At 51.8% G+C, this 20,157-nt stretch carries 16 protein-coding genes and 2 rRNA genes; all 18 read left to right on the top strand.

What is annotated here, in order from left to right:
* Window positions 1–13: 13 nt before the first annotated feature.
* On the top strand, window positions 14–1,630 hold the full coding sequence (nadB, locus tag C2I18_RS12360; RefSeq protein WP_249901469.1) for an L-aspartate oxidase: 1,617 nt from the start codon (window positions 14–16) through the stop codon (window positions 1,628–1,630).
* A complete protein-coding gene (gene nadC, locus C2I18_RS12365; RefSeq protein ID WP_249901470.1) occupies window positions 1,620–2,495 on the top strand; it encodes a carboxylating nicotinate-nucleotide diphosphorylase in 876 nt (291 codons plus the stop codon). Before nadB ends, nadC begins: the two co-directional genes overlap by 11 nt.
* A complete protein-coding gene (locus tag C2I18_RS12370) occupies window positions 2,492–3,259 on the top strand; it encodes a type III pantothenate kinase (protein WP_249901471.1) in 768 nt (255 codons plus the stop codon). Before nadC ends, C2I18_RS12370 begins: the two co-directional genes overlap by 4 nt.
* Before the next feature lie 47 nt (window positions 3,260–3,306).
* Entirely contained in the window at window positions 3,307–4,191 is an 885-nt protein-coding gene (gene hslO / locus C2I18_RS12375) for an Hsp33 family molecular chaperone HslO (RefSeq protein ID WP_249901472.1), read from the top strand.
* A gap of 8 nt (window positions 4,192–4,199) precedes the next feature.
* On the top strand, window positions 4,200–5,144 hold the full coding sequence (locus tag C2I18_RS12380) for a peptidylprolyl isomerase (protein WP_249901473.1): 945 nt from the start codon (window positions 4,200–4,202) through the stop codon (window positions 5,142–5,144).
* A gap of 124 nt (window positions 5,145–5,268) precedes the next feature.
* Window positions 5,269–6,207: a cysteine synthase A gene (cysK, locus tag C2I18_RS12385; protein ID WP_249901475.1), complete on the top strand. Its 939-nt coding sequence runs from the start codon at window positions 5,269–5,271 to the stop codon at window positions 6,205–6,207.
* 178 nt (window positions 6,208–6,385) lie between these two features.
* Window positions 6,386–8,005, top strand: a complete 1,620-nt coding sequence (locus C2I18_RS12390) for an anthranilate synthase component I family protein (protein WP_249901477.1) — start codon at window positions 6,386–6,388, stop codon at window positions 8,003–8,005.
* Window positions 8,002–8,583, top strand: a complete 582-nt coding sequence (gene pabA, locus C2I18_RS12395) for an aminodeoxychorismate/anthranilate synthase component II (RefSeq protein ID WP_249901478.1) — start codon at window positions 8,002–8,004, stop codon at window positions 8,581–8,583. Before C2I18_RS12390 ends, pabA begins: the two co-directional genes overlap by 4 nt.
* The gene (locus tag C2I18_RS12400) at window positions 8,580–9,461 is read left to right on the top strand and encodes an aminotransferase class IV (protein ID WP_249901479.1); all 882 of its coding nucleotides are present in this window, start codon (window positions 8,580–8,582) and stop codon (window positions 9,459–9,461) included. Before pabA ends, C2I18_RS12400 begins: the two co-directional genes overlap by 4 nt.
* On the top strand, window positions 9,458–10,309 hold the full coding sequence (gene folP, locus C2I18_RS12405) for a dihydropteroate synthase (protein ID WP_249901480.1): 852 nt from the start codon (window positions 9,458–9,460) through the stop codon (window positions 10,307–10,309). Before C2I18_RS12400 ends, folP begins: the two co-directional genes overlap by 4 nt.
* 30 nt (window positions 10,310–10,339) lie before the next feature.
* Window positions 10,340–10,702, top strand: a complete 363-nt coding sequence (folB, locus tag C2I18_RS12410; protein ID WP_249901481.1) for a dihydroneopterin aldolase — start codon at window positions 10,340–10,342, stop codon at window positions 10,700–10,702.
* A gap of 9 nt (window positions 10,703–10,711) precedes the next feature.
* Window positions 10,712–11,263: a 2-amino-4-hydroxy-6-hydroxymethyldihydropteridine diphosphokinase gene (gene folK / locus C2I18_RS12415; protein WP_249901482.1), complete on the top strand. Its 552-nt coding sequence runs from the start codon at window positions 10,712–10,714 to the stop codon at window positions 11,261–11,263.
* Complete coding sequence (locus C2I18_RS12420; RefSeq protein ID WP_481857907.1) at window positions 11,230–11,424, top strand: helix-turn-helix domain-containing protein; 195 nt, start codon at window positions 11,230–11,232, stop codon at window positions 11,422–11,424. The genes folK and C2I18_RS12420 overlap by 34 nt, the downstream gene beginning before the upstream one ends.
* Before the next feature lie 45 nt (window positions 11,425–11,469).
* The gene (gene dusB / locus C2I18_RS12425) at window positions 11,470–12,486 is read left to right on the top strand and encodes a tRNA dihydrouridine synthase DusB (RefSeq protein ID WP_249901484.1); all 1,017 of its coding nucleotides are present in this window, start codon (window positions 11,470–11,472) and stop codon (window positions 12,484–12,486) included.
* Window positions 12,487–12,688: 202 nt separating this feature from the next.
* On the top strand, window positions 12,689–13,168 hold the full coding sequence (gene greA, locus C2I18_RS12430) for a transcription elongation factor GreA (protein ID WP_249901485.1): 480 nt from the start codon (window positions 12,689–12,691) through the stop codon (window positions 13,166–13,168).
* Window positions 13,169–13,373: 205 nt separating this feature from the next.
* Window positions 13,374–14,891: a lysine--tRNA ligase gene (gene lysS / locus C2I18_RS12435; RefSeq protein WP_249902096.1), complete on the top strand. Its 1,518-nt coding sequence runs from the start codon at window positions 13,374–13,376 to the stop codon at window positions 14,889–14,891.
* A gap of 380 nt (window positions 14,892–15,271) precedes the next feature.
* Window positions 15,272–16,829: ribosomal RNA gene (locus tag C2I18_RS12440) — 16S ribosomal RNA — on the top strand.
* 368 nt (window positions 16,830–17,197) lie between these two features.
* A 23S ribosomal RNA gene (locus C2I18_RS12445) occupies window positions 17,198–20,123 on the top strand.
* Together the 16S and 23S rRNA genes form the textbook arrangement of a ribosomal RNA operon.
* The last annotated feature ends 34 nt before the right edge of the window (window positions 20,124–20,157 follow it).

The raw sequence follows: 20,157 nt of genomic DNA on the forward strand, positions 1-20,157 counted from the left end.
GTGAAAAGCGGTCATGATTCCTCAATATTTAGTTGATTTTGATCTACGCGAGCTTCCTGCAATAAAGACGGAGTGCCTTGTGATCGGCTCAGGTATCGCCGGAATGTTCACGGCCATCAAAGCCGGTGAAGACAGACATGTCGTCATGATTACTAAGAAATCGCTGCTGGAGAGCAACACAAGATATGCTCAGGGAGGTATTGCTGCTGTCATAGCCGAGGATGATTCCCCGGCTTACCACCGTCAGGATACGTTAATGGCCGGAGCAGGGCTGTGTTCATCAGCAGCCGTTGATGTACTGGTGAATGAGGGACCGGCTGGGGTGCGTGAACTAATCCGGTTGGGGACTATATTTGATGAGGAAGACGGAAATCTGGCCCTGACCCAGGAAGGCGCCCACAGCCACCGCCGCATTCTTCATGCGAATGGTGACGCAACAGGATATGAAATTGTACGCGCCCTGGGAGAACAGGCCCGCGAGCATGAGAACATCGAAATATGGGATGATCATTTCGTAATTGATCTGATTACCGAAGAAGGGGAATGTGTAGGCGCACTGGTCCAGCGGCCGGACGGCAGCAGGCTGTTCCTGCAGGCGGATGCAACTATACTGTGCTCTGGCGGAGCCGGTCAGTTGTACCGCTATACGACCAATCCTGAGGTTGCCACAGGGGATGGCGTGGCTATTGCCTACCGGGCCGGAGCGCATATCCGTGACATGGAGTTTATCCAGTTTCACCCTACAGCACTCAGTTACCCCGGAGCTCCAAGATTTCTGATCTCGGAGGCCGTGCGCGGAGAAGGGGCAGTTCTGCGGAATATTAACGGCGAGCGCTTTATGGAACGTTATCATGTTCTGATGGAGCTTGCGCCCCGTGATATCGTGGCCCGTGCCATTGTCAGTGAAATGGAGCTGACCAAATCTACATTTGTATATCTTGATATTACACATGAATCGGCGGATAAGGTCAAACACCGCTTTCCGACGATCTACGAGACATGCATGAGTTATGGACTGGATATTACAAGTGACTGGATTCCTGTGGCCCCAGCTGCGCATTATATGATGGGGGGAATCAAAACGGATCTGAACGGGGAGAGCAGTATCTCCCGCCTGTTCGCCTGCGGTGAGGTCTCTTCCACCGGTCTGCATGGCGCAAACCGTCTGGCAAGCAACTCATTGTCCGAAGCCATTGTATTTGGAGGGCGGATTATTGAGCGAATCCGCAGACTGGCTCCGCTGAGCAGAGAGGTAAGTCTGCCGGCTGTCAGTCATGGCCGCACGGGGTATCCGACACAGGCTATTGTGGAACGGCGGCTGAAGCTGCAGAAGATTATGGTCCGTTACGCCGGTCTGCGGCGCAATAAAGAGATGCTGAACAAAGGGCTGGAGGAGCTGAAGCGGCAGCTGCCGGTTTTTGCTTCAGCGCTGACCAGACGTGAAGAATATGAGTTTGCGAATATGCTTACCTGCTGTTTGCTAATTACCGGCTCAGCTTTGGCCCGGGAGGAAAGCCGCGGTGCGCATTACCGTGAAGACTTTCCGCAGCGTAATGATGAAGTGTGGCAGAAACATTTGCTCCAGATCCGCGATCTGGGCATAGTGGAGGAATTAAGTGATGATGTTTAACGGATATAATGAAGAGCTTGTGCAGTTAATCAAAAGCTGGCTTCAGGAGGATGTGGGATCAGGAGATATAACGACCCGCACGACGATACCGGCAGGACATGAGTCCAAAGGAATTATACATGCCAAGGAAGACGGTGTGATTTGCGGAATTCCTGTAGCGGAGCTGGTCTTTGAAATTGTCGACCCTTCGCTTGTATTTACGGCAATGGTACAGGAAGGGCAGCGCGTATCCAAAGGCACTGTCATTGCAGAAGTTGAGGGCAGCACACATGCAATTCTTACCGGGGAGCGGCTGGCGCTCAATCTGATGCAGCGTCTGTCAGGCGTAGCGTCACGTACGGCAGCTTTCGTGCAGGAGCTTGCCGGACTGCCGGCCCGTCTGGTGGATACCCGCAAAACCACACCCGGCCACCGGATGCTGGAGAAGTATGCGGTGCGTATCGGAGGCGGGGCCAATCACCGTTTTGGATTATATGATGCAGTCATGATTAAGGACAACCATATTAAAGGGGCCGGCGGGATTCTTCAGGCTGTAGGACGGGCCCGGGCGAACATTCCGCATACGATGACCATTGAAGTGGAGACGGAAAGCCTCGAGCAGGTGGAAGAAGCACTGACGGCAGGAGCCGACATTATCATGCTTGATAATATGGAACCGGAACTGATGAAGGAGGCAGTCAGAAGAATCAAGACCAAGTCCCCGCATGTCAAAACAGAGGCCTCCGGAAATGTCACTCTTGCGACTGTACGCAAAATTGCTGAATCTGGTGTGGATGTCATTTCAGTGGGCCGGCTTACCTACTCCTTCACCAGCCTGGATATCAGTCTGGACCTGAATGCGAAGAAGGAGGATTCTCTCTCATGATGCTCGCCGTTGATATCGGCAATACCAACATTGTACTCGGTGTATACAAGCAGCGTGAGCTGCTGCACCATTTCCGTCTGAATACTGCGCGCCAATCGACTGTCGATGAATACGGAGTGCTGATTTATAACTTGTTTAATATGTCAGGCCTTTCTTTAAAAGATGTGGAGGGGGTCATTATCTCCTCCGTCGTTCCTCCTCTTGTTCAGGTCATTGTGGAGATGTGTGAGAAATATATCGGCAAAGATCCGCTGCTGGTAGGTCCCGGAATCAAAACCGGGCTGAACCTGCGTTACGAAAACCCGCGTGAAGTGGGTGCTGACCGGATTGTAAATGCGGTTGCCGCTATTGAACGGTATAAATGTCCGCTGGTTGTCGTTGATTTCGGGACGGCGACTACCTTTGATTGTATTGACGCCGGTGCGAACTATCTGGGCGGGGCAATTGTACCCGGACTGGGGATTTCCACGGAGGCCTTGTATCAGCGGGCGTCCAAGCTGCCGCGGATTGAACTCGAGAAGCCTAAAAAGGTGATTGGCCGCAATACGGTGCATGCGATGCAGGCCGGAATTATTTTCGGATATGCCGGCCAGGTTGAAGGTATCGTACGGCGCATCAAGCAGGAAATGAATGCCCCAGTTCTGAAGGTGATCGCTACCGGCGGCCTAGCTCCGCTCATCGCGGGTGAAACGGATTGTATCGATGAAGTAAATCCAATGCTGACGCTTGAAGGTCTGCGTATTATTTATGACCGCAATAAATAAGATAAAGAAGCCCTGAGCGGCTATGAGACAGGAGGAGTATGTACCCGATGGAAAATAAAAAAGACCGGCTTGTCCGGGGAACTGCCCTGAACGGCAGAGTCAGGGCGTTTGCTGTCCGTACAACAGAGCTGGTGGATGAACTGCGGCGCAGACATGATACGTACCCGACGGCAACAGCCGCACTGGGTCGTACGGTTACAGCTGCGGCCATGATGGGCGCAATGCTCAAAGGCCGGGAGAAGCTGACAGTCATGGTTAAGGGAAACGGGCCGATCGGCCAGATTGTCGCAGAATCAAATGCGCTGGGAGAAGTGCGGGGGTATGTTCATAATCCGCATGTACACCTGCCCAGCAACAGTCAAGGCAAGCTGGATGTTGCGGGCGTTGTGGGAACGGAAGGTTTTATTGATGTCAGTAAGGATTTAGGGCTTAAGGAACCTTATCGGGGGAGTGTACCGATTGTATCCGGGGAGCTTGGCGATGACTTTACTTATTACTTTGCTGTTTCCGAGCAGACTCCGTCTGCGGTAGGACTCGGCGTTCTCGTGGAGACTGATAATTCCGTACGGGTTGCCGGAGGATTTATTATTCAGCTGCTCCCGGGTCTTACCGATGAAGAGATCACCGAGATTGAAAAGGCTATCGGAAGTATGCCTTCGGTCACCACCTTGCTGGATCAGGGACTGGAACCGGAGGAAATGCTGCGCTATCTTTTGCCGGATGCAGAAATTCTTGATGGCCTGGACATTCAATTTGTCTGCCAGTGCTCACGTGAGCGGGTGGAACAGACACTGGTCAGCCTGGGTGCCCATGAGCTGGAGCGTCTGATCGAAGAGGATGAACAAGCCGAGGTTGTATGCCATTTCTGCAACGAGGCATATGTATTTGATAAGGATGATATGCAGGTTATTCTTACGCAAGCGAAGTCGTAGGGCCACGGATGATAACAAGACAGGAGCGCGCACTGCGCAATGCCGTTATATTGCTGGCTGTTGCGGCTTTGGTGCTCGGGGGTCTTTTATTCTGGAGTCTGCGGGCCATGGCTATTCTTAAAGGCGGGACCGTAGAGGGCGATTCCCCGGACATTGCAACCGCAGGCGGACAGCCCGTGACTGAACGTCAGTGGATGGACGAACTCCGTAAAAAGCATGGTGATGAAGTGCTGCTGGGCATGCTTAATCATATTGTCGTCGGTATGGAAGCTAAAGCGCTCGGGATTTCCGTGACTGATGACGAGGTTGATCAGCAGCTTCAGCTCAACATGTCCGGTTATGAATCTGAAGAGCAGTATTATGCACAAATGCAGTCTGAGCTGGGGCTTAGCCGTGAGGAAGTGCGTGAAGAGACCGTCTACAGGTTAACGCTTCAGAGAGTAGCAACAGCAGGCATCATGATTAGCGAAGCGGATATTGATAATTACTTGGCGCAGAATGCTGAACGCTTCATTCCGAAAAAACAGCTGCAGCTCTCCATCATTGAGGCTGAGAACTATGAAGAAGCAGAGCAGATCATGGACCGGCTGGAGCAGGGGGAGGATTTTGCCGCTTTGGCCCGCGAGCTGTCTACGGATGAGGAAAGCGGGAAGCATGGCGGAAAGATTGGTATGCTGGAGGAGGATGACCCTTTCTGGCCGGAAGAGCTGCTGAACACAGCTGCGGGGCTAAATCCGGGAGATATAGCCGGGCCGCTGGCAACGGAGGACGGTTATGCAGTTATCAGGCTGGAGCAGGTAATTACCCCGGCAGCTCCTGCAACCGTTGATATCCGTAAGCAGGTACGTGAAGAGCTGGCACTGGAGAAGGCGGCACCGCTGCAGCAGGTCGAAAAAGAACTGCGCGAGAAATATCATACAGCGATATATATTGACAACAGCCTGCAAGATTGATAATATGAGATTAAATGTAAAACCTACCGTTTTAGTCGGAAATGACAGGCGGCAGATCGCAAAAAGCAGCGGAACAAATTTTGCACCCATATAATCATTTATCATCCCGAGGAGGTTTTTACCCATGGCTAAAGTCGTCAACAGTGTAACAGATTTGATCGGAGGCACACCGCTCGTTCGTCTTAACCGGATTGCTCCGGAAGGCTCCGCGGAAATTTATTTGAAGCTGGAATACCAGAACCCGGGCTCCAGTGTTAAAGACCGTATTGCCCTCAGCATTGTAGAAGAAGCTGAAAAGGAAGGCCTTCTGAAGCCAGGCGGAACAATTGTTGAAGCGACCAGCGGTAATACCGGTATTGGTCTTGCGCTTGTAGCAGCGGCCAAAGGGTATAAAGCGATTATTGTTATGCCGGAAACGATGAGCCTTGAGCGCCGCAACCTGCTGCGTGCTTATGGCGCAGAGCTGGTATTGACTCCGGGATCGGAAGGTATGAATGGTGCGGTTAAGAAAGCTGAGCAGATCCTGAACGAGAACCCTGAGTATTTTCTTGCCGAGCAATTTAAGAATAAAGCGAACCTCAAAATCCACCTCGAAACTACAGGTCCGGAAATTGTGGAAGCAATCGAATCTATTGGCGGACCGCTGGACGCATTTGTGGCCGGTATCGGTACAGGCGGAACGATCTCAGGGGCCGGTGAAGTCCTGAAGAGCAAGTATCCTGATGTGAAGATTTATGCTGTTGAGCCTGCTGCTTCGCCAATTCTGGCTGGAGGCAAACCAGGCCCGCACAAAATCCAAGGGATTGGCGCCAACTTTATTCCCGAGATTCTGAATCAGAACATTTATGATGAAATCATTCATGTCGAGAATGATGAAGCTTTTGAAACGGCACGCCGTGTTGCCAAAGAAGAAGGCGTATTGTCCGGTATTTCCTCCGGTGCTGCCGTATTTGCTGCACTCAAGGTAGCTAAGGAGCTGGGCGCAGGCAAAAAAGTGGTCGTCATTGTTCCAAGTAACGGTGAACGCTATTTGAGCACACCGCTCTATAACTTTGAAGCTTAATTGCTGGTAATACCAGTTTGTGAAGAGCTTTCGGATCACCTTAAATAAGGGACCCGGGGCTCTTTTTTATGTATTCTTTTATTTTTTGAAAAACTGGCGGTACAGGCTTTTCAAAGCCACCCCAATTACAGTATACTGACAGGCAATAACAACAACTATGGAACCGGAAAAGCGGAGGATGAAATTGGAGATTATAACGGCATTGCAGGACTGGGAGAATTGGGCAAAAGAGGACTACAGCCTGCTGCCCTTTATTATACAATCACCACAGGAACAAGGAGGGCTTCCCCATTCCTGGATGACAGCCTGGGAGATGGCCTCTCCTTATTCAGTAGTACTGGAAAGCGGCAAAGGCGGGCGTTATACGTATCTCGGCCTTCAGCCGGTTTCTGTATTAACCGGCAAAGGCGGCAAGGCAGAAGCAGTCACTTTTACCAGAAGGTCTTCGGACTCCTCCCTGCTGCCGGATGAAACAGTACAATTACAGGGGGAGCCCCTTAATGTGCTGGAGCAGTGGATGCAGGGCTACCGCGCCCCACGGATAGAGGGTGATGTGCCGCCGTTTACCGGAGGCTGTGCAGGATTCCTCAGCTATGATGTCGTCCGTTCCCTGGAAACCCTGCCTGTACTGGCGAAGGACGATCCGGGCTTCCCGGACTATCTCTTTATGCGGCTGGAGGAACTGTGGATTTATGACCACCAGGAGCATATCCTCTACGCCGCGGTTCATGTGCCGGTTGAACCAGGTACTGTATCAGACACCGGTAAGCTGAAGGAGCTGTATCAGGAAACGGCCGGACGGGCGGAGAAGATGCTGGAACGCTGGCAAGTTATTTGTTCAGCACCGGAAAGTGCGGAGCAGGAGAAAGCGGCCAGCGCTATTGTTGCTGCTGTTGAAGCCGGCGTACCTTTATCCGGAGTATGGCCCGGCATGACTTCAGCCTTCTCGCCGGAACAATTCCAGCAGGCTGTACTCGATGTTCAGGAATATATCCGCGGCGGTGATGTATTCCAGGTCAATCTGTCACTGCGCCAGGAGGCGCAGCTTAAATCCTCGCCGGAGGATGTTTACGAATGGCTGCGCAGGCTCAACCCCTCCCCGTACATGGGGCTGCTCCGCTCGCCCGGCTTCGCCCTCTCCAGCGCTTCGCCGGAGCTGCTCGTCAAGCTGCACGGGGAGAAGGTCAGCGCCCGCCCCATTGCCGGTACCCGGCGCCGGGGCCTGACTCCCGCGGAGGATGCCGCCATGGAGGCGGAGCTTCGCGGGAGCGAGAAGGAGATCGCCGAGCATATCATGCTTGTCGATCTGGAGCGCAACGACATCGGACGTGTCGCTGCCTACGGAACGGTCCGCGTGCCGGAGCTGCTGACCGTGGAGCGGTACTCGCATGTGATGCATCTCGTATCGCAGGTGGAGGGCACCATCGCCCCGGGCAAGGATGCGTACGATGTCATGGCCGCCCTATTTCCCGGCGGCACCATCACAGGCGCACCCAAGGTAAGGACGATGGAGATTATTGAGGAGCTGGAGCCGGTACGGCGCGGCCCTTATACCGGTTCACTCGGCTGGATTGACTACAGCGGGAATATGGAATTAAATATTATTATACGGACGCTGGCCGTGAAGGACGGAACCGGATATATCCAGACAGGAGCGGGCATTGTGATCGACTCTGATCCTTACCGCGAATATCGTGAATGCCATAACAAAGCCAAAGCGGTAGTGAAGGCGGTTCTCTGCAGTGAAATGCAGCATGAATCACGGATCGCCGGCGGCGAAGGGGGAGCACTACTATGATCATGGTCATCGATAATTATGATTCTTTTACCTATAACCTGGTGCAGTATTTGGGTGAACTGGGGGAAGAGGTCCGAGTATTCCGCAACGATGAAATTACTATACAGGAGATTGAAGCACTGGCGCCGGACCATATTCTGATCTCTCCCGGTCCTTGTACGCCCAATGAAGCGGGGATCAGCCTGGAGCTGCTCCAGCATTTTAAAGGCAGTATTCCGATCTTTGGCGTCTGCCTTGGGCATCAGGCCATCGGGCAGGCCTTTGGCGGTAACGTGATCCGGGCTGAACGTCTGATGCACGGCAAAACATCGCCGATCCACCACAACGGAACCTCTGTGTTTGAAGGCATGGAATCGCCGTTTACAGCTACCCGGTACCACTCCCTGATCGTGGAACGTGAGAGCCTGCCGGATTGCCTGGAGATCACAGCGGAGACTGCCGAAGGGGAAATTATGGCCCTGCGCCATAAAGAGTATCCGATTGAAGGCGTGCAGTTCCATCCCGAATCGATCATAACCGATCATGGACATACGATGCTGCGCAACTTTTTGAAACGGAGAGCCGGAGAAACGGCATGAAGTATGTAGGTCTGAATTATAGTATCGTTGAGGCCAAAGATGCCGTGGTTTCCGCTCTGGATCACGGCTTTTTGTACGGAATGGGATTGTTCGAGACGTTCCGTACCTATGGCGGTGCCCCTTTTCTGCTGCAGCGGCATCTAAAGAGGCTGGCTTACGGATGCGCTCAGCTGGGCATTCCTTTTGAACCTGATGAAGCCCTGCTGCTGAAGTGGATCAGGGAGGTAATGGACCGGAGCCAGCTGGAGGAGGCCTATATACGCTATACCGTTACAGCAGGTGAGGATATTCTTGGACTGCCTGCCGGAGAATATAAGCAGCCTTCACATTTGCTTTACATCAAGGAGCTGCCTTTGCACCCGGAAAGCTTATATAGCGAAGGCAAAGGGCTTCAGCTGCTGAAGCAGCGCCGCAATACACCGGAAGGACCAGTGAGGCTTAAATCTCTGCATTATATGAACAATATTCTGGCCAAGCGCGAGCTTGCCGGTTACGGCTCTGCCAAGAGTGGCGCAGAGGGCCTGATGCTGACGGAGCGGGGGGAGATCGCCGAGGGGATCGTCAGCAATGTTTTTTTTGTCAGCAAGAACAAGCTCTGCACTCCTGATATCGGGACAGGTATTCTTCCGGGAATAACCCGGGAAATAGTCATAGAGCTGGCTGCTGAAGCAGGACTGCGGGTGGAGGAAGGTTATTATACCTGGGAGCAGCTTCAATCGGCGGATGAAGTATTTCTTACCAACTCAGTACAGGAAATTGTTCCGGTTACTGCACTGTGGGATGAGAATAAAGCTGCAGGTATCAGCGGGGGACGCTGCGGCCGGTATACCGGGCAATTAATGACTTTATACAGGGAAAGGACGGTGCTGGCGAAGTGAAACCTGTTATATATAATCGAAGTTACAGCTGGCCTGGCGGAAGCCTGACCTTGGGAGACCGGACGCTGATTATGGGCATCCTGAACGTAACGCCGGATTCTTTTTCCGACGGCGGCTTGTGGAATGAACGTGATCAGGCAGTTGAGCATGCGCTGCAGATGGCTGCTGAAGGGGCCGATATTATAGACATTGGCGGGGAATCGACCCGTCCCGGTCATCAGCCGGTAAGCCTTGAAGAGGAATTGGACAGGGTAATCCCTGTGATTGAGAGTATCCGCCGGGCTGCTCCGCAGCTGGTGTTATCCATAGACACTTATAAAGCTGAGGTAGCCAGGCAGGCTCTCCGGGCAGGAGCACATATGATCAATGATATATGGGGCGGCAAAGCAGATCCGGATATGGCGGCCGTAGCTGCGGAGGCGGAATGCCCGTTTATTGTGATGCATAACCGTAAAGACCGTAATTATACGGATTTGGCTGCGGACATGAAGGCAGACTTGCTGGAGAGCATTGATATAGCATTAGCCGCTGGAGTGAAGCCGGAGAACCTTATACTCGACCCGGGCATTGGCTTTGCCAAAGATTATGCGGAGAATCTGCAGGCCATGATGTCGCTCGATCAGCTGACGGCTCTTGGGTATCCGGTACTGCTTGCCACCTCCCGCAAAAAATTTATCCGCACCGTGCTGGAGCTTCCGGCTGATGATGTTGTTGAGGGAACCGCCGCGACTGTAGCGTTCGGTATTGCCCAAGGCTGTCAGATTGTGCGTGTTCATGACGTGGCAAAGATTAAGCGGACTGTGCAGATGTGCGACGCGATGGTGTATCAGCAGATGGGGAATACGTAAGATCTATATTTTAAGAAAGTGGGCTGCATAATGGACAAAATGAAGCTGCACCGCATGGAGTATTACGGTTATCATGGTGTGTTCGAAGAGGAACGCAAGCTTGGGGCACGTTACTATATTGATCTCGAACTGGATCTGGATCTTCGGGGTGCCGGGCTTCAGGATGATCTGACCCTGACTGTTAACTATGCCGAAATCCATGCTCTGGTTAAAAATATTGTCGAAACAAAGTCCTTCAAACTGATTGAAGCTTTGGGAGAAAATATTGCATCCGCGGTACTTGCCACTTATACTGTTATCAATGCAGTAACGGTCAAAGTAACCAAGCCGCATCCGCCGTTCGACATTCATTTTCAGGGAGTGACCGTCGAGCTGCACAGATCGAGAAAGTGAGACAGGTCCATGACTATACATTCTACCTCTGAGGCTTCAGAGGCTTATATTGCTTTAGGGGCTAATTTGGGGGACCGTGAAGGAACCTTGAAGGAAGCGCTGATCAGACTGGACGATCATGAAGAAATTGAAGTGGCAGCCTGCTCAAAGGTATACGAGACTGAGCCGGTCGGCTACCTTGATCAGCCGCAGTTTTTGAACATGGCAGCCATGCTCCGCACTACACTTGTGCCGCAGGAGCTGCTTCAGGTTATGCTGGCGATTGAGACCGGGCTCGGGCGTACGAGAGATATCCGTTACGGCCCCAGAACGGTGGATTTGGATCTGCTCTGGATGGAAGGACAGGTCTTGGATACGCCGGATCTGACGCTTCCGCATCCCCGGATGATGGAGCGGGCCTTTGTGCTCATTCCGTTGAATGACATTGTTAAGCATAATGAAGGCTCTTCCGGACTTCGCCAGAGAGTTGCAGCAGCGCTGCAGGATATTGACGGAGAGGAAGGAATGCGCCTTTGGACATCAAACGTATGGGAACGCGGGTCAGAGCATTCCGGAAGCTGAAGGGTTATACCCAGCAGGAGCTGGCGGATTCTGTCGGAATTTCTCTGGCTGTACTTGGTGCAGTCGAGAGGGGAAACCGGCGGTTGGAAGATAAAATTTTAAATAAAATTGCGGATGTTCTCGGGATATCAGCCGATGAGCTGTCTAATCCCCATGACTAACTGGAAGTACACCGCAACAAAATAGGGTTAAAGGTTGTGAACGACATGCTGAAAATTGGCGGCATTGAGCTGAAAAACCAGGTAGTGCTGGCACCTATGGCGGGTGTATGTAATCCGGCGTTCCGTCTGATCGCCAAAGAATTCGGAACAGGGCTGGTCTGCGCGGAAATGGTCAGTGATAAGGCTATCCTGCATGGCAATAAGCGTACACGTGAGATGCTGTTTGTGGATGAGCGGGAGAAGCCGCTGAGTCTGCAGATTTTTGGCGGAGACCGTGCATCACTCGTTGAGGCGGCCAAGGTCGTGGATAAGGAGACCAATGCCGATATTATCGACATCAATATGGGCTGCCCTGTACCCAAAGTGACGAAATGTGATGCCGGAGCCCGCTGGCTGCTGAATCCGGATAAGATTTATGAAATGGTCTCGGCCGTAGTCGAAGCCGTTGAGAAGCCGGTAACCGTAAAAATGCGGATCGGCTGGGACAGCGAGCATATTTTTGTAGAAGAAAACGCACGTGCCGTAGAGCGCGCCGGAGGCCAGGCTGTCAGTGTGCACGGCCGTACGCGGGAGCAGCTCTACACTGGGCGTGCCGACTGGAATTATATCAAAATGGCCAAAGAGGCTGTCTCTATCCCTGTGATCGGGAACGGTGATGTTAACACGCCGGAGGACGCCCGGGCAATGCTCGACCAGACGGGTTGTGACGGTGTAATGATCGGCCGCGGCGCCCTGGGGAATCCCTGGATGCTGTACCGTACCGTTCAATATTTGAGCACCGGTGAGTTAATGCCTGAGCCGGGAGCGGAAGAGAAAATTAAGGTGGCTATTCTCCATATGGACCGTCTGATCGCCCTGAGGGGAGAAGCAGTGGCTGTGCGCGAAATGCGCAAGCATATGGCCTGGTATTTAAAAGGATTTAAATCAGCCGCACGTGTCAAGGATGTCATTATGGAAGAAACCAAACGTGACGAAATGGTGCGGATTTTGAAGGATTTTGTCGGTACCCTCAAAGATGAAGAGGAGCAGAAGAGCGCTAAAGCTTCACTTTCTGCGGTATAATCACCGGTTCTGCGCATTTTATAAGAGAACACTGAACATTATATGGGGCGTCATTGACATTTAGTAACGGTTCCAATATAATTTCTCAGTATAAAATCGCCGTTACAGCAAGAGCAATGCAGCAAGGGGGGTTCTTATCCCTCCATATTCGCATATAGTATGGTGTTTTCAATAAATGTATACGACAGGAGAATCGGTTGAGATGAGCGATAAAGAAGTCATCCTTACACCGGACGGACTTAAGCGTCTGGAAGAAGAACTGGAGACCCTCAAATCCGTAAAACGCCGCGAAGTGGCAGAACGGATTAAGGTGGCGATCGGCTACGGAGATATCAGCGAGAACTCGGAATATGAAGATGCGAAGAACGAGCAGGCTTTTATTGAAGGCCGTATCATTACTTTGGAGAAGATGCTCCGCAATGCTCGTATCATTAACGCTGATGAAATTGTTACCGATGTGGTAAGTATCGGGGCTACAGTTAGCGTTGAAGATCTGGAATATGGCGATATTATGGAATACACAATCGTCGGCACCGCCGAATCCGATCCGCTTAACAATAAAATTTCCAACGAAAGCCCGGTAGGCAGAGCTATTATCGGCAAAAAAGTCGGCACTATTGTAGATGTAAGTGTTCCTGCAGGCGTTATTCAATATAAAATTCTAGATATCACAATGAAGTAAGCTGCAGGCGCACCCGCGTCTGCCGGCAGGTTATGAAAGCTTCCTTAGGGAAGCTTTTTTCAAAATTAGTAACGTATAACAACAGAAAATATGGGTGAACACATATAGCTTATATTTTGTAACGGAACGGGCTGCCTTGCTATAGCGATGGCGGAGCCGTTTCTTCTTGTGTATATGACATGAGGGTTTAGAGAGGATGAAGAACATGACTGAGGAAATGAACAACGTGGAGAGCACCGAAAGCGAGCTTAGTGAGCTTCTGCAGATCCGCCGGGCGAAATTGGACGAGCTGCGTGCGCTGGGAATCGATCCTTTTGGCAAAAAATATGAGCGTACAGCTGCTGCCGGTGATCTTCTGGCGAAGTATGACGGACAAACCAAGGAAGAGCTGGACGAGCTGAACCTCGAAGTCAGCATTGCCGGACGTATTATGGCCAAACGGGTAATGGGAAAGGCAAGCTTCGCCCACATCCAGGACCTTAGCGGAAAAATCCAGATTTATGTACGTCAGGACAGCATTCCTGAGACGCAATACGCAGCTTTTAACGTTCTTGACTTGGGGGATATCGTTGGAGTCCGCGGTAATGTGTTCAAGACCAAAACAGGCGAGACTTCTATTAAAGCGTCAAATCTTGAGGTTTTATCCAAATCCCTGCTGCCGCTGCCTGAGAAATACCATGGTCTGAAAGACGTAGAACTGCGCTACCGCCAGCGTTATGTCGATCTGATCATCAATCCGGAAGTACAGCAGACGTTCATCGCCCGTTCACGGATCATTCAGTCCATGCGCCGTTACCTGGATTCTCTCGGCTATCTCGAGGTTGAAACCCCGACGCTGCATGCTATTGCCGGCGGTGCCGCTGCGCGTCCGTTCATTACTCACCACAACACGCTGGATATGCAGCTGTATATGCGGATTGCGATTGAACTTCACCTGAAACGCCTGATTGTCGGCGGACTGGAGAAAGTATATGAGATCGGACGTGTATACCGTAACGAAGGCATTTCCACACGCCATAATCCGGAATTCACCATGATTGAGCTGTACGAAGCTTATGCGGACTACAAGGATATCATGCAGCTTACCGAAAATATGATTGCCCACATTGCCCAAGAGGTTCTGGGTTCGCAGCAGATTAACTATCAAGGTCATGAGGTCGATCTCTCACCGGGATGGCGCCGTGTATCTATGGTGGATGCGGTTAAGGAAGTAACTGGAGTAGACTTTGGAGTGCAAATGACGGATGAGGAAGCTCAACGTTTGGCCAAAGAGCACCGTGTGCCAGTTGAAAAGCATATGACCTTCGGTCACATCCTGAATGCCTTCTTCGAGCAATTTGTGGAGGAAACACTGATTCAACCTACATTTGTAATGGGTCATCCGGTTGAAATCTCTCCGCTCGCTAAGAAGAATGATCAGGATCCGCGTTTTACCGACCGCTTCGAGCTCTTTATTGTGGCCCGTGAACACGCAAATGCCTTCAGTGAGCTGAATGATCCGATTGATCAGCGCCAGCGCTTTGAAGCACAGATCCAGGAGAAAGAACAAGGTAACGATGAGGCCCATGAGATGGACGATGACTTCATCCGTGCTTTGGAATATGGAATGCCGCCTACAGGCGGACTGGGGATCGGCGTGGACCGTCTGATCATGCTGCTTACTAATGCAGCTTCCATCCGTGATGTGCTGTTATTCCCGCATATGCGCAACAAGAGCGAGTAATACCTGATATTATCTATTACAGCAGCCAGAGGACAGAAGGTAAGTGTTCATTGGCTGCTGTAATTTATAGGATTATTGAATCTATATATTTATCAAAAAAATACTTGCAAAGATAATCTGTACGTGGTATATTCTATATCTGGCCGCGAAACATCAACGCTAAGCTAAAATAAGAAATTCAAAAAAAGCTTGCATTGATCGGTCGGATATGATATAGTATAAGAGTTGCTGGTGACGAGATAATCGACACTAACAACGGGCTTGATCTTTGAAAACTGAACAACGAGTGAGTATCTGGAAATCACTTCGGTGAGATCCAAAAATGAGAATGCAAATTCTCGTCAGATGTTTCAAAATGAGCGAATCGCTCTTTTCAATACTAATTGGAGAGTTTGATCCTGGCTCAGGACGAACGCTGGCGGCGTGCCTAATACATGCAAGTCGAGCGGAGCTAACGGTTTCCCTTGGGAAATCGTTGCTTAGCGGCGGACGGGTGAGTAACACGTAGGCAACCTGCCCCATAGCCCTGGGATAACTACCGGAAACGGTAGCTAATACCGGATAATTTCTTTTTTCTCCTGAAGAAAGAATGAAAGACGGAGCAATCTGTCACTACGGGATGGGCCTGCGGCGCATTAGCTAGTTGGTGAGGTAACGGCTCACCAAGGCGACGATGCGTAGCCGACCTGAGAGGGTGAACGGCCACACTGGGACTGAGACACGGCCCAGACTCCTACGGGAGGCAGCAGTAGGGAATCTTCCGCAATGGGCGAAAGCCTGACGGAGCAACGCCGCGTGAGTGATGAAGGTTTTCGGATCGTAAAGCTCTGTTGCCAGGGAAGAACGTCCGGTAGAGTAACTGCTACCGGAGTGACGGTACCTGAGAAGAAAGCCCCGGCTAACTACGTGCCAGCAGCCGCGGTAATACGTAGGGGGCAAGCGTTGTCCGGAATTATTGGGCGTAAAGCGCGCGCAGGCGGCGATTTAAGTCTGGTGTTTAAACCTTGGGCTCAACCTGGGGTCGCACTGGAAACTGGATCGCTTGAGTACAGAAGAGGAAAGTGGAATTCCACGTGTAGCGGTGAAATGCGTAGAGATGTGGAGGAACACCAGTGGCGAAGGCGACTTTCTGGGCTGTAACTGACGCTGAGGCGCGAAAGCGTGGGGAGCAAACAGGATTAGATACCCTGGTAGTCCACGCCGTAAACGATGAGTGCTAGGTGTTAGGGGTTTCGATACCCTTGGTGCCGAAGTTAACACAGTAAGCACTCCGCCTGGGGAGTACGGTCACAAGACTGAAACTCAAAGGAATTGACGGGGACCCGCACAAGCAGTGGAGTATGTGGTTTAATTCGAAGCAACGCGAAGAACCTTACCAGGTCTTGACATCCCTCTGAATCCTCTAGAGATAGAGGCGGCCTTCGGGACAGAGGAGACAGGTGGTGCATGGTTGTCGTCAGCTCGTGTCGTGAGATGTTGGGTTAAGTCCCGCAACGAGCGCAACCCTTGACTTTAGTTGCCAGCAGGTCGAGCTGGGCACTCTAGAGTGACTGCCGGTGACAAACCGGAGGAAGGTGGGGATGACGTCAAATCATCATGCCCCTTATGACCTGGGCTACACACGTACTACAATGGCCGGTACAACGGGAAGCGAAGCCGCGAGGTGGAGCCAATCCCAGCAAAGCCGGTCTCAGTTCGGATTGCAGGCTGCAACTCGCCTGCATGAAGTCGGAATTGCTAGTAATCGCGGATCAGCATGCCGCGGTGAATACGTTCCCGGGTCTTGTACACACCGCCCGTCACACCACGAGAGTTTACAACACCCGAAGTCGGTGGGGTAACCCGCAAGGGAGCCAGCCGCCGAAGGTGGGGTAGATGATTGGGGTGAAGTCGTAACAAGGTAGCCGTATCGGAAGGTGCGGCTGGATCACCTCCTTTCTATGGAGAATCGTCTTCTGCAATGAAGACATTCAAATCTTAAATCTAACCGGTCGGTTAGTTACTCACTCGTTGCTCAGTTTTGAGAGTTTAAGCTCTCAACATTCTGTAACTTCTATCGACACAGCTGTGATCGACCAGAACTTACAGAAACTTGATCCTTGAAAACTGGATACCGAAACGAATTTGCGTTTTAGAACATTCCTTTAAGCTGAGCTTGTGTAAACAAGTGAAGATTTAATAGCGATGCTGAAAGCGAAGGTTTTCGATTGTGAAGCGACTTTTGGCTTTGAATATTCTAGTGTACGGAGTGATCCGGACGCGCTATTCAAAACAAGATGAGCGAACAAGCGAAACACCGTAGCGTTGGTTAAGCTAATAAGAGCACACGGAGGATGCCTAGGCGCCAGGAGCCGACGAAGGACGTGGCGAACAACGAAACTGCCTCGGGGAGCTGTAAGCAAGCTTTGATCCGGGGGTGTCCGAATGGGGAAACCCGGCTGTGGTAATTCGCAGTCACTCACATCTGAATACATAGGATGTGTTGAGGCAGACCAGGGGAACTGAAACATCTAAGTACCCTGAGGAAGAGAAAACAATAGTGATTCCGTCAGTAGCGGCGAGCGAACGCGGAACAGCCTAAACCAGGAGGCTTGCCTCCTGGGGTTGTGGGACGTCTCACATGGAGTTACAAAAGAATATGGTAGGTGAAGAGGTCTGGAAAGGCCCGCGATAGAGGTAAAAGCCCTGTAACCTAAACTGTGTTCTCTCCGAGACGGATCCCGAGTAGTGCGGGGCACGTGAAACCCCGTATGAATCCAGCAGGACCATCTGCTAAGGCTAAATACTACCTGGCGACCGATAGTGAATCAGTACCGTGAGGGAAAGGTGAAAAGCACCCCGGAAGGGGAGTGAAATAGAACCTGAAACCGTGTGCTTACAAGAAGTCAGAGTCCTCTATATGGATGATGGCGTGCCTTTTGTAGAATGAACCGGCGAGTTACGTTTAACATGCAAGGTTAAGGTGAGAAGCCGGAGCCGCAGCGAAAGCGAGTCTGAATAGGGCGACTGAGTATGTGGACGTAGACCCGAAACCGTGTGATCTACCCCTGTCCAGGGTGAAGGTGCGGTAACACGCACTGGAGGCCCGAACCCACGTACGTTGAAAAGTGCGGGGATGAGGTGGGGGTAGCGGAGAAATTCCAATCGAACTCGGAGATAGCTGGTTCTCCCCGAAATAGCTTTAGGGCTAGCCTCGGTGAATGGAGTGGTGGAGGTAGAGCACTGATTGGGTGCGGGGCCCGCAAGGGTTACCAAGCTCAGTCAAACTCCGAATGCCATTTACTTCTTGCCGGGAGTCAGACAGTGAGTGCTAAGATCCATTGTCAAAAGGGAAACAGCCCAGACCATCAGCTAAGGTCCCCAAGTGTGTGTTAAGTGGGAAAGGATGTGGAGTTGCACAGACAACCAGGATGTTGGCTTAGAAGCAGCCACCATTGAAAGAGTGCGTAATAGCTCACTGGTCGAGTGACTCTGCGCCGAAAATGTAACGGGGCTAAACACACCACCGAAGCTATGGCTTGATGCTTTGCATCAGGGGTAGGGGAGCGTTGTGTATGCGTTGAAGGTGTACCGTAAGGAGCGCTGGAGAGTACACAAGTGAGAATGCCGGTATGAGTAACGAAAAGATCAGTGAGAATCTGATCCGCCGAAAGCCCAAGGTTTCCTGAGGAAGGCTCGTCCGCTCAGGGTAAGTCGGGACCTAAGGCGAGGCCGACAGGCGTAGTCGAAGGACAACAGTTTGAAATTACTGTACCACCGTAATCCGCTATGAGCGATGGGGTGACGCAGGAGGGTAGTGACGCGGACTGATGGATGTCCGTCTAAGCAGTGAGGCTGGTGTGCAGGCAAATCCGCACACCGTAAGGCTGGGCTGTGATGGGGAGCGAAAATTACAGTAGCGAAGGTCATGATCTCACACTGCCAAGAAAAGCCTCTAGTCAGGAGAAGGTGCCCGTACCGCAAACCGACACAGGTAGGCGAGAAGAGAATTCTAAGGCGCGCGGAAGAACTCTCGTTAAGGAACTCGGCAAAATGACCCCGTAACTTCGGGAGAAGGGGTGCCTCGGTAGGGTGAATAGCCCGAGGGGGCCGCAGTGAAAAGGCCCAAGCGACTGTTTAGCAAAAACACAGGTCTGTGCGAAGCCGCAAGGCGAAGTATACGGGCTGACGCCTGCCCGGTGCTGGAAGGTTAAGGGGAGTGGTTAGGGGTAACCCGAAGCTATGAACCGAAGCCCCAGTAAACGGCGGCCGTAACTATAACGGTCCTAAGGTAGCGAAATTCCTTGTCAGGTAAATTCTGACCCGCACGAATGGCGTAACGACTTGGGCGCTGTCTCAACGAGAGATCCGGTGAAATTTTAATACCTGTGAAGATGCAGGTTACCCGCGACAAGACGGAAAGACCCCATGGAGCTTTACTGCAGCTTGATATTGAATTTGGGTACGATCTGTACAGGATAGGTGGGAGCCGTAGAAGCAGGAGCGCAAGCTTCTGTGGAGGCGCCGTTGGGATACCACCCTGATCGTATCTAGGTTCTAACCTGGTACCCTAAGCGGGTACAGGGACCGTGTCAGGCGGGCAGTTTGACTGGGGCGGTCGCCTCCTAAAGAGTAACGGAGGCGTTCAAAGGTTCCCTCAGAATGGTTGGAAATCATTCGAAGAGTGCAAAGGCATAAGGGAGCTTGACTGCGAGACCTACAAGTCGAGCAGGGACGAAAGTCGGACTTAGTGATCCGGTGGTACCGCATGGAAGGGCCATCGCTCAACGGATAAAAGCTACCCTGGGGATAACAGGCTTATCTCCCCCAAGAGTCCACATCGACGGGGAGGTTTGGCACCTCGATGTCGGCTCATCGCATCCTGGGGCTGAAGTAGGTCCCAAGGGTTGGGCTGTTCGCCCATTAAAGCGGTACGCGAGCTGGGTTCAGAACGTCGTGAGACAGTTCGGTCCCTATCTGTCGTGGGCGCAGGAAATTTGAGAGGAGCTGTCCTTAGTACGAGAGGACCGGGATGGACGTACCGCTGGTGCACCAGTTGTTCCGCCAGGAGCATGGCTGGGTAGCTACGTACGGACGGGATAAGCGCTGAAAGCATCTAAGCGTGAAGCCCCCCTCAAGATGAGATTTCCCAACTAGTAAGACCCCTTGAAGACGACGAGGTAGATAGGTTGGAGGTGGAAGTGCAGCAATGCATGGAGCTGACCAATACTAATCGGTCGAGGGCTTATCCAAAAAACTAACACACAAATTCGTTTCGGATTCAGTT

This window comes from Paenibacillus sp. PK3_47 (genome assembly GCF_023520895.1).
In the GTDB taxonomy this organism is placed as follows: domain Bacteria; phylum Bacillota; class Bacilli; order Paenibacillales; family Paenibacillaceae; genus Paenibacillus_AQ.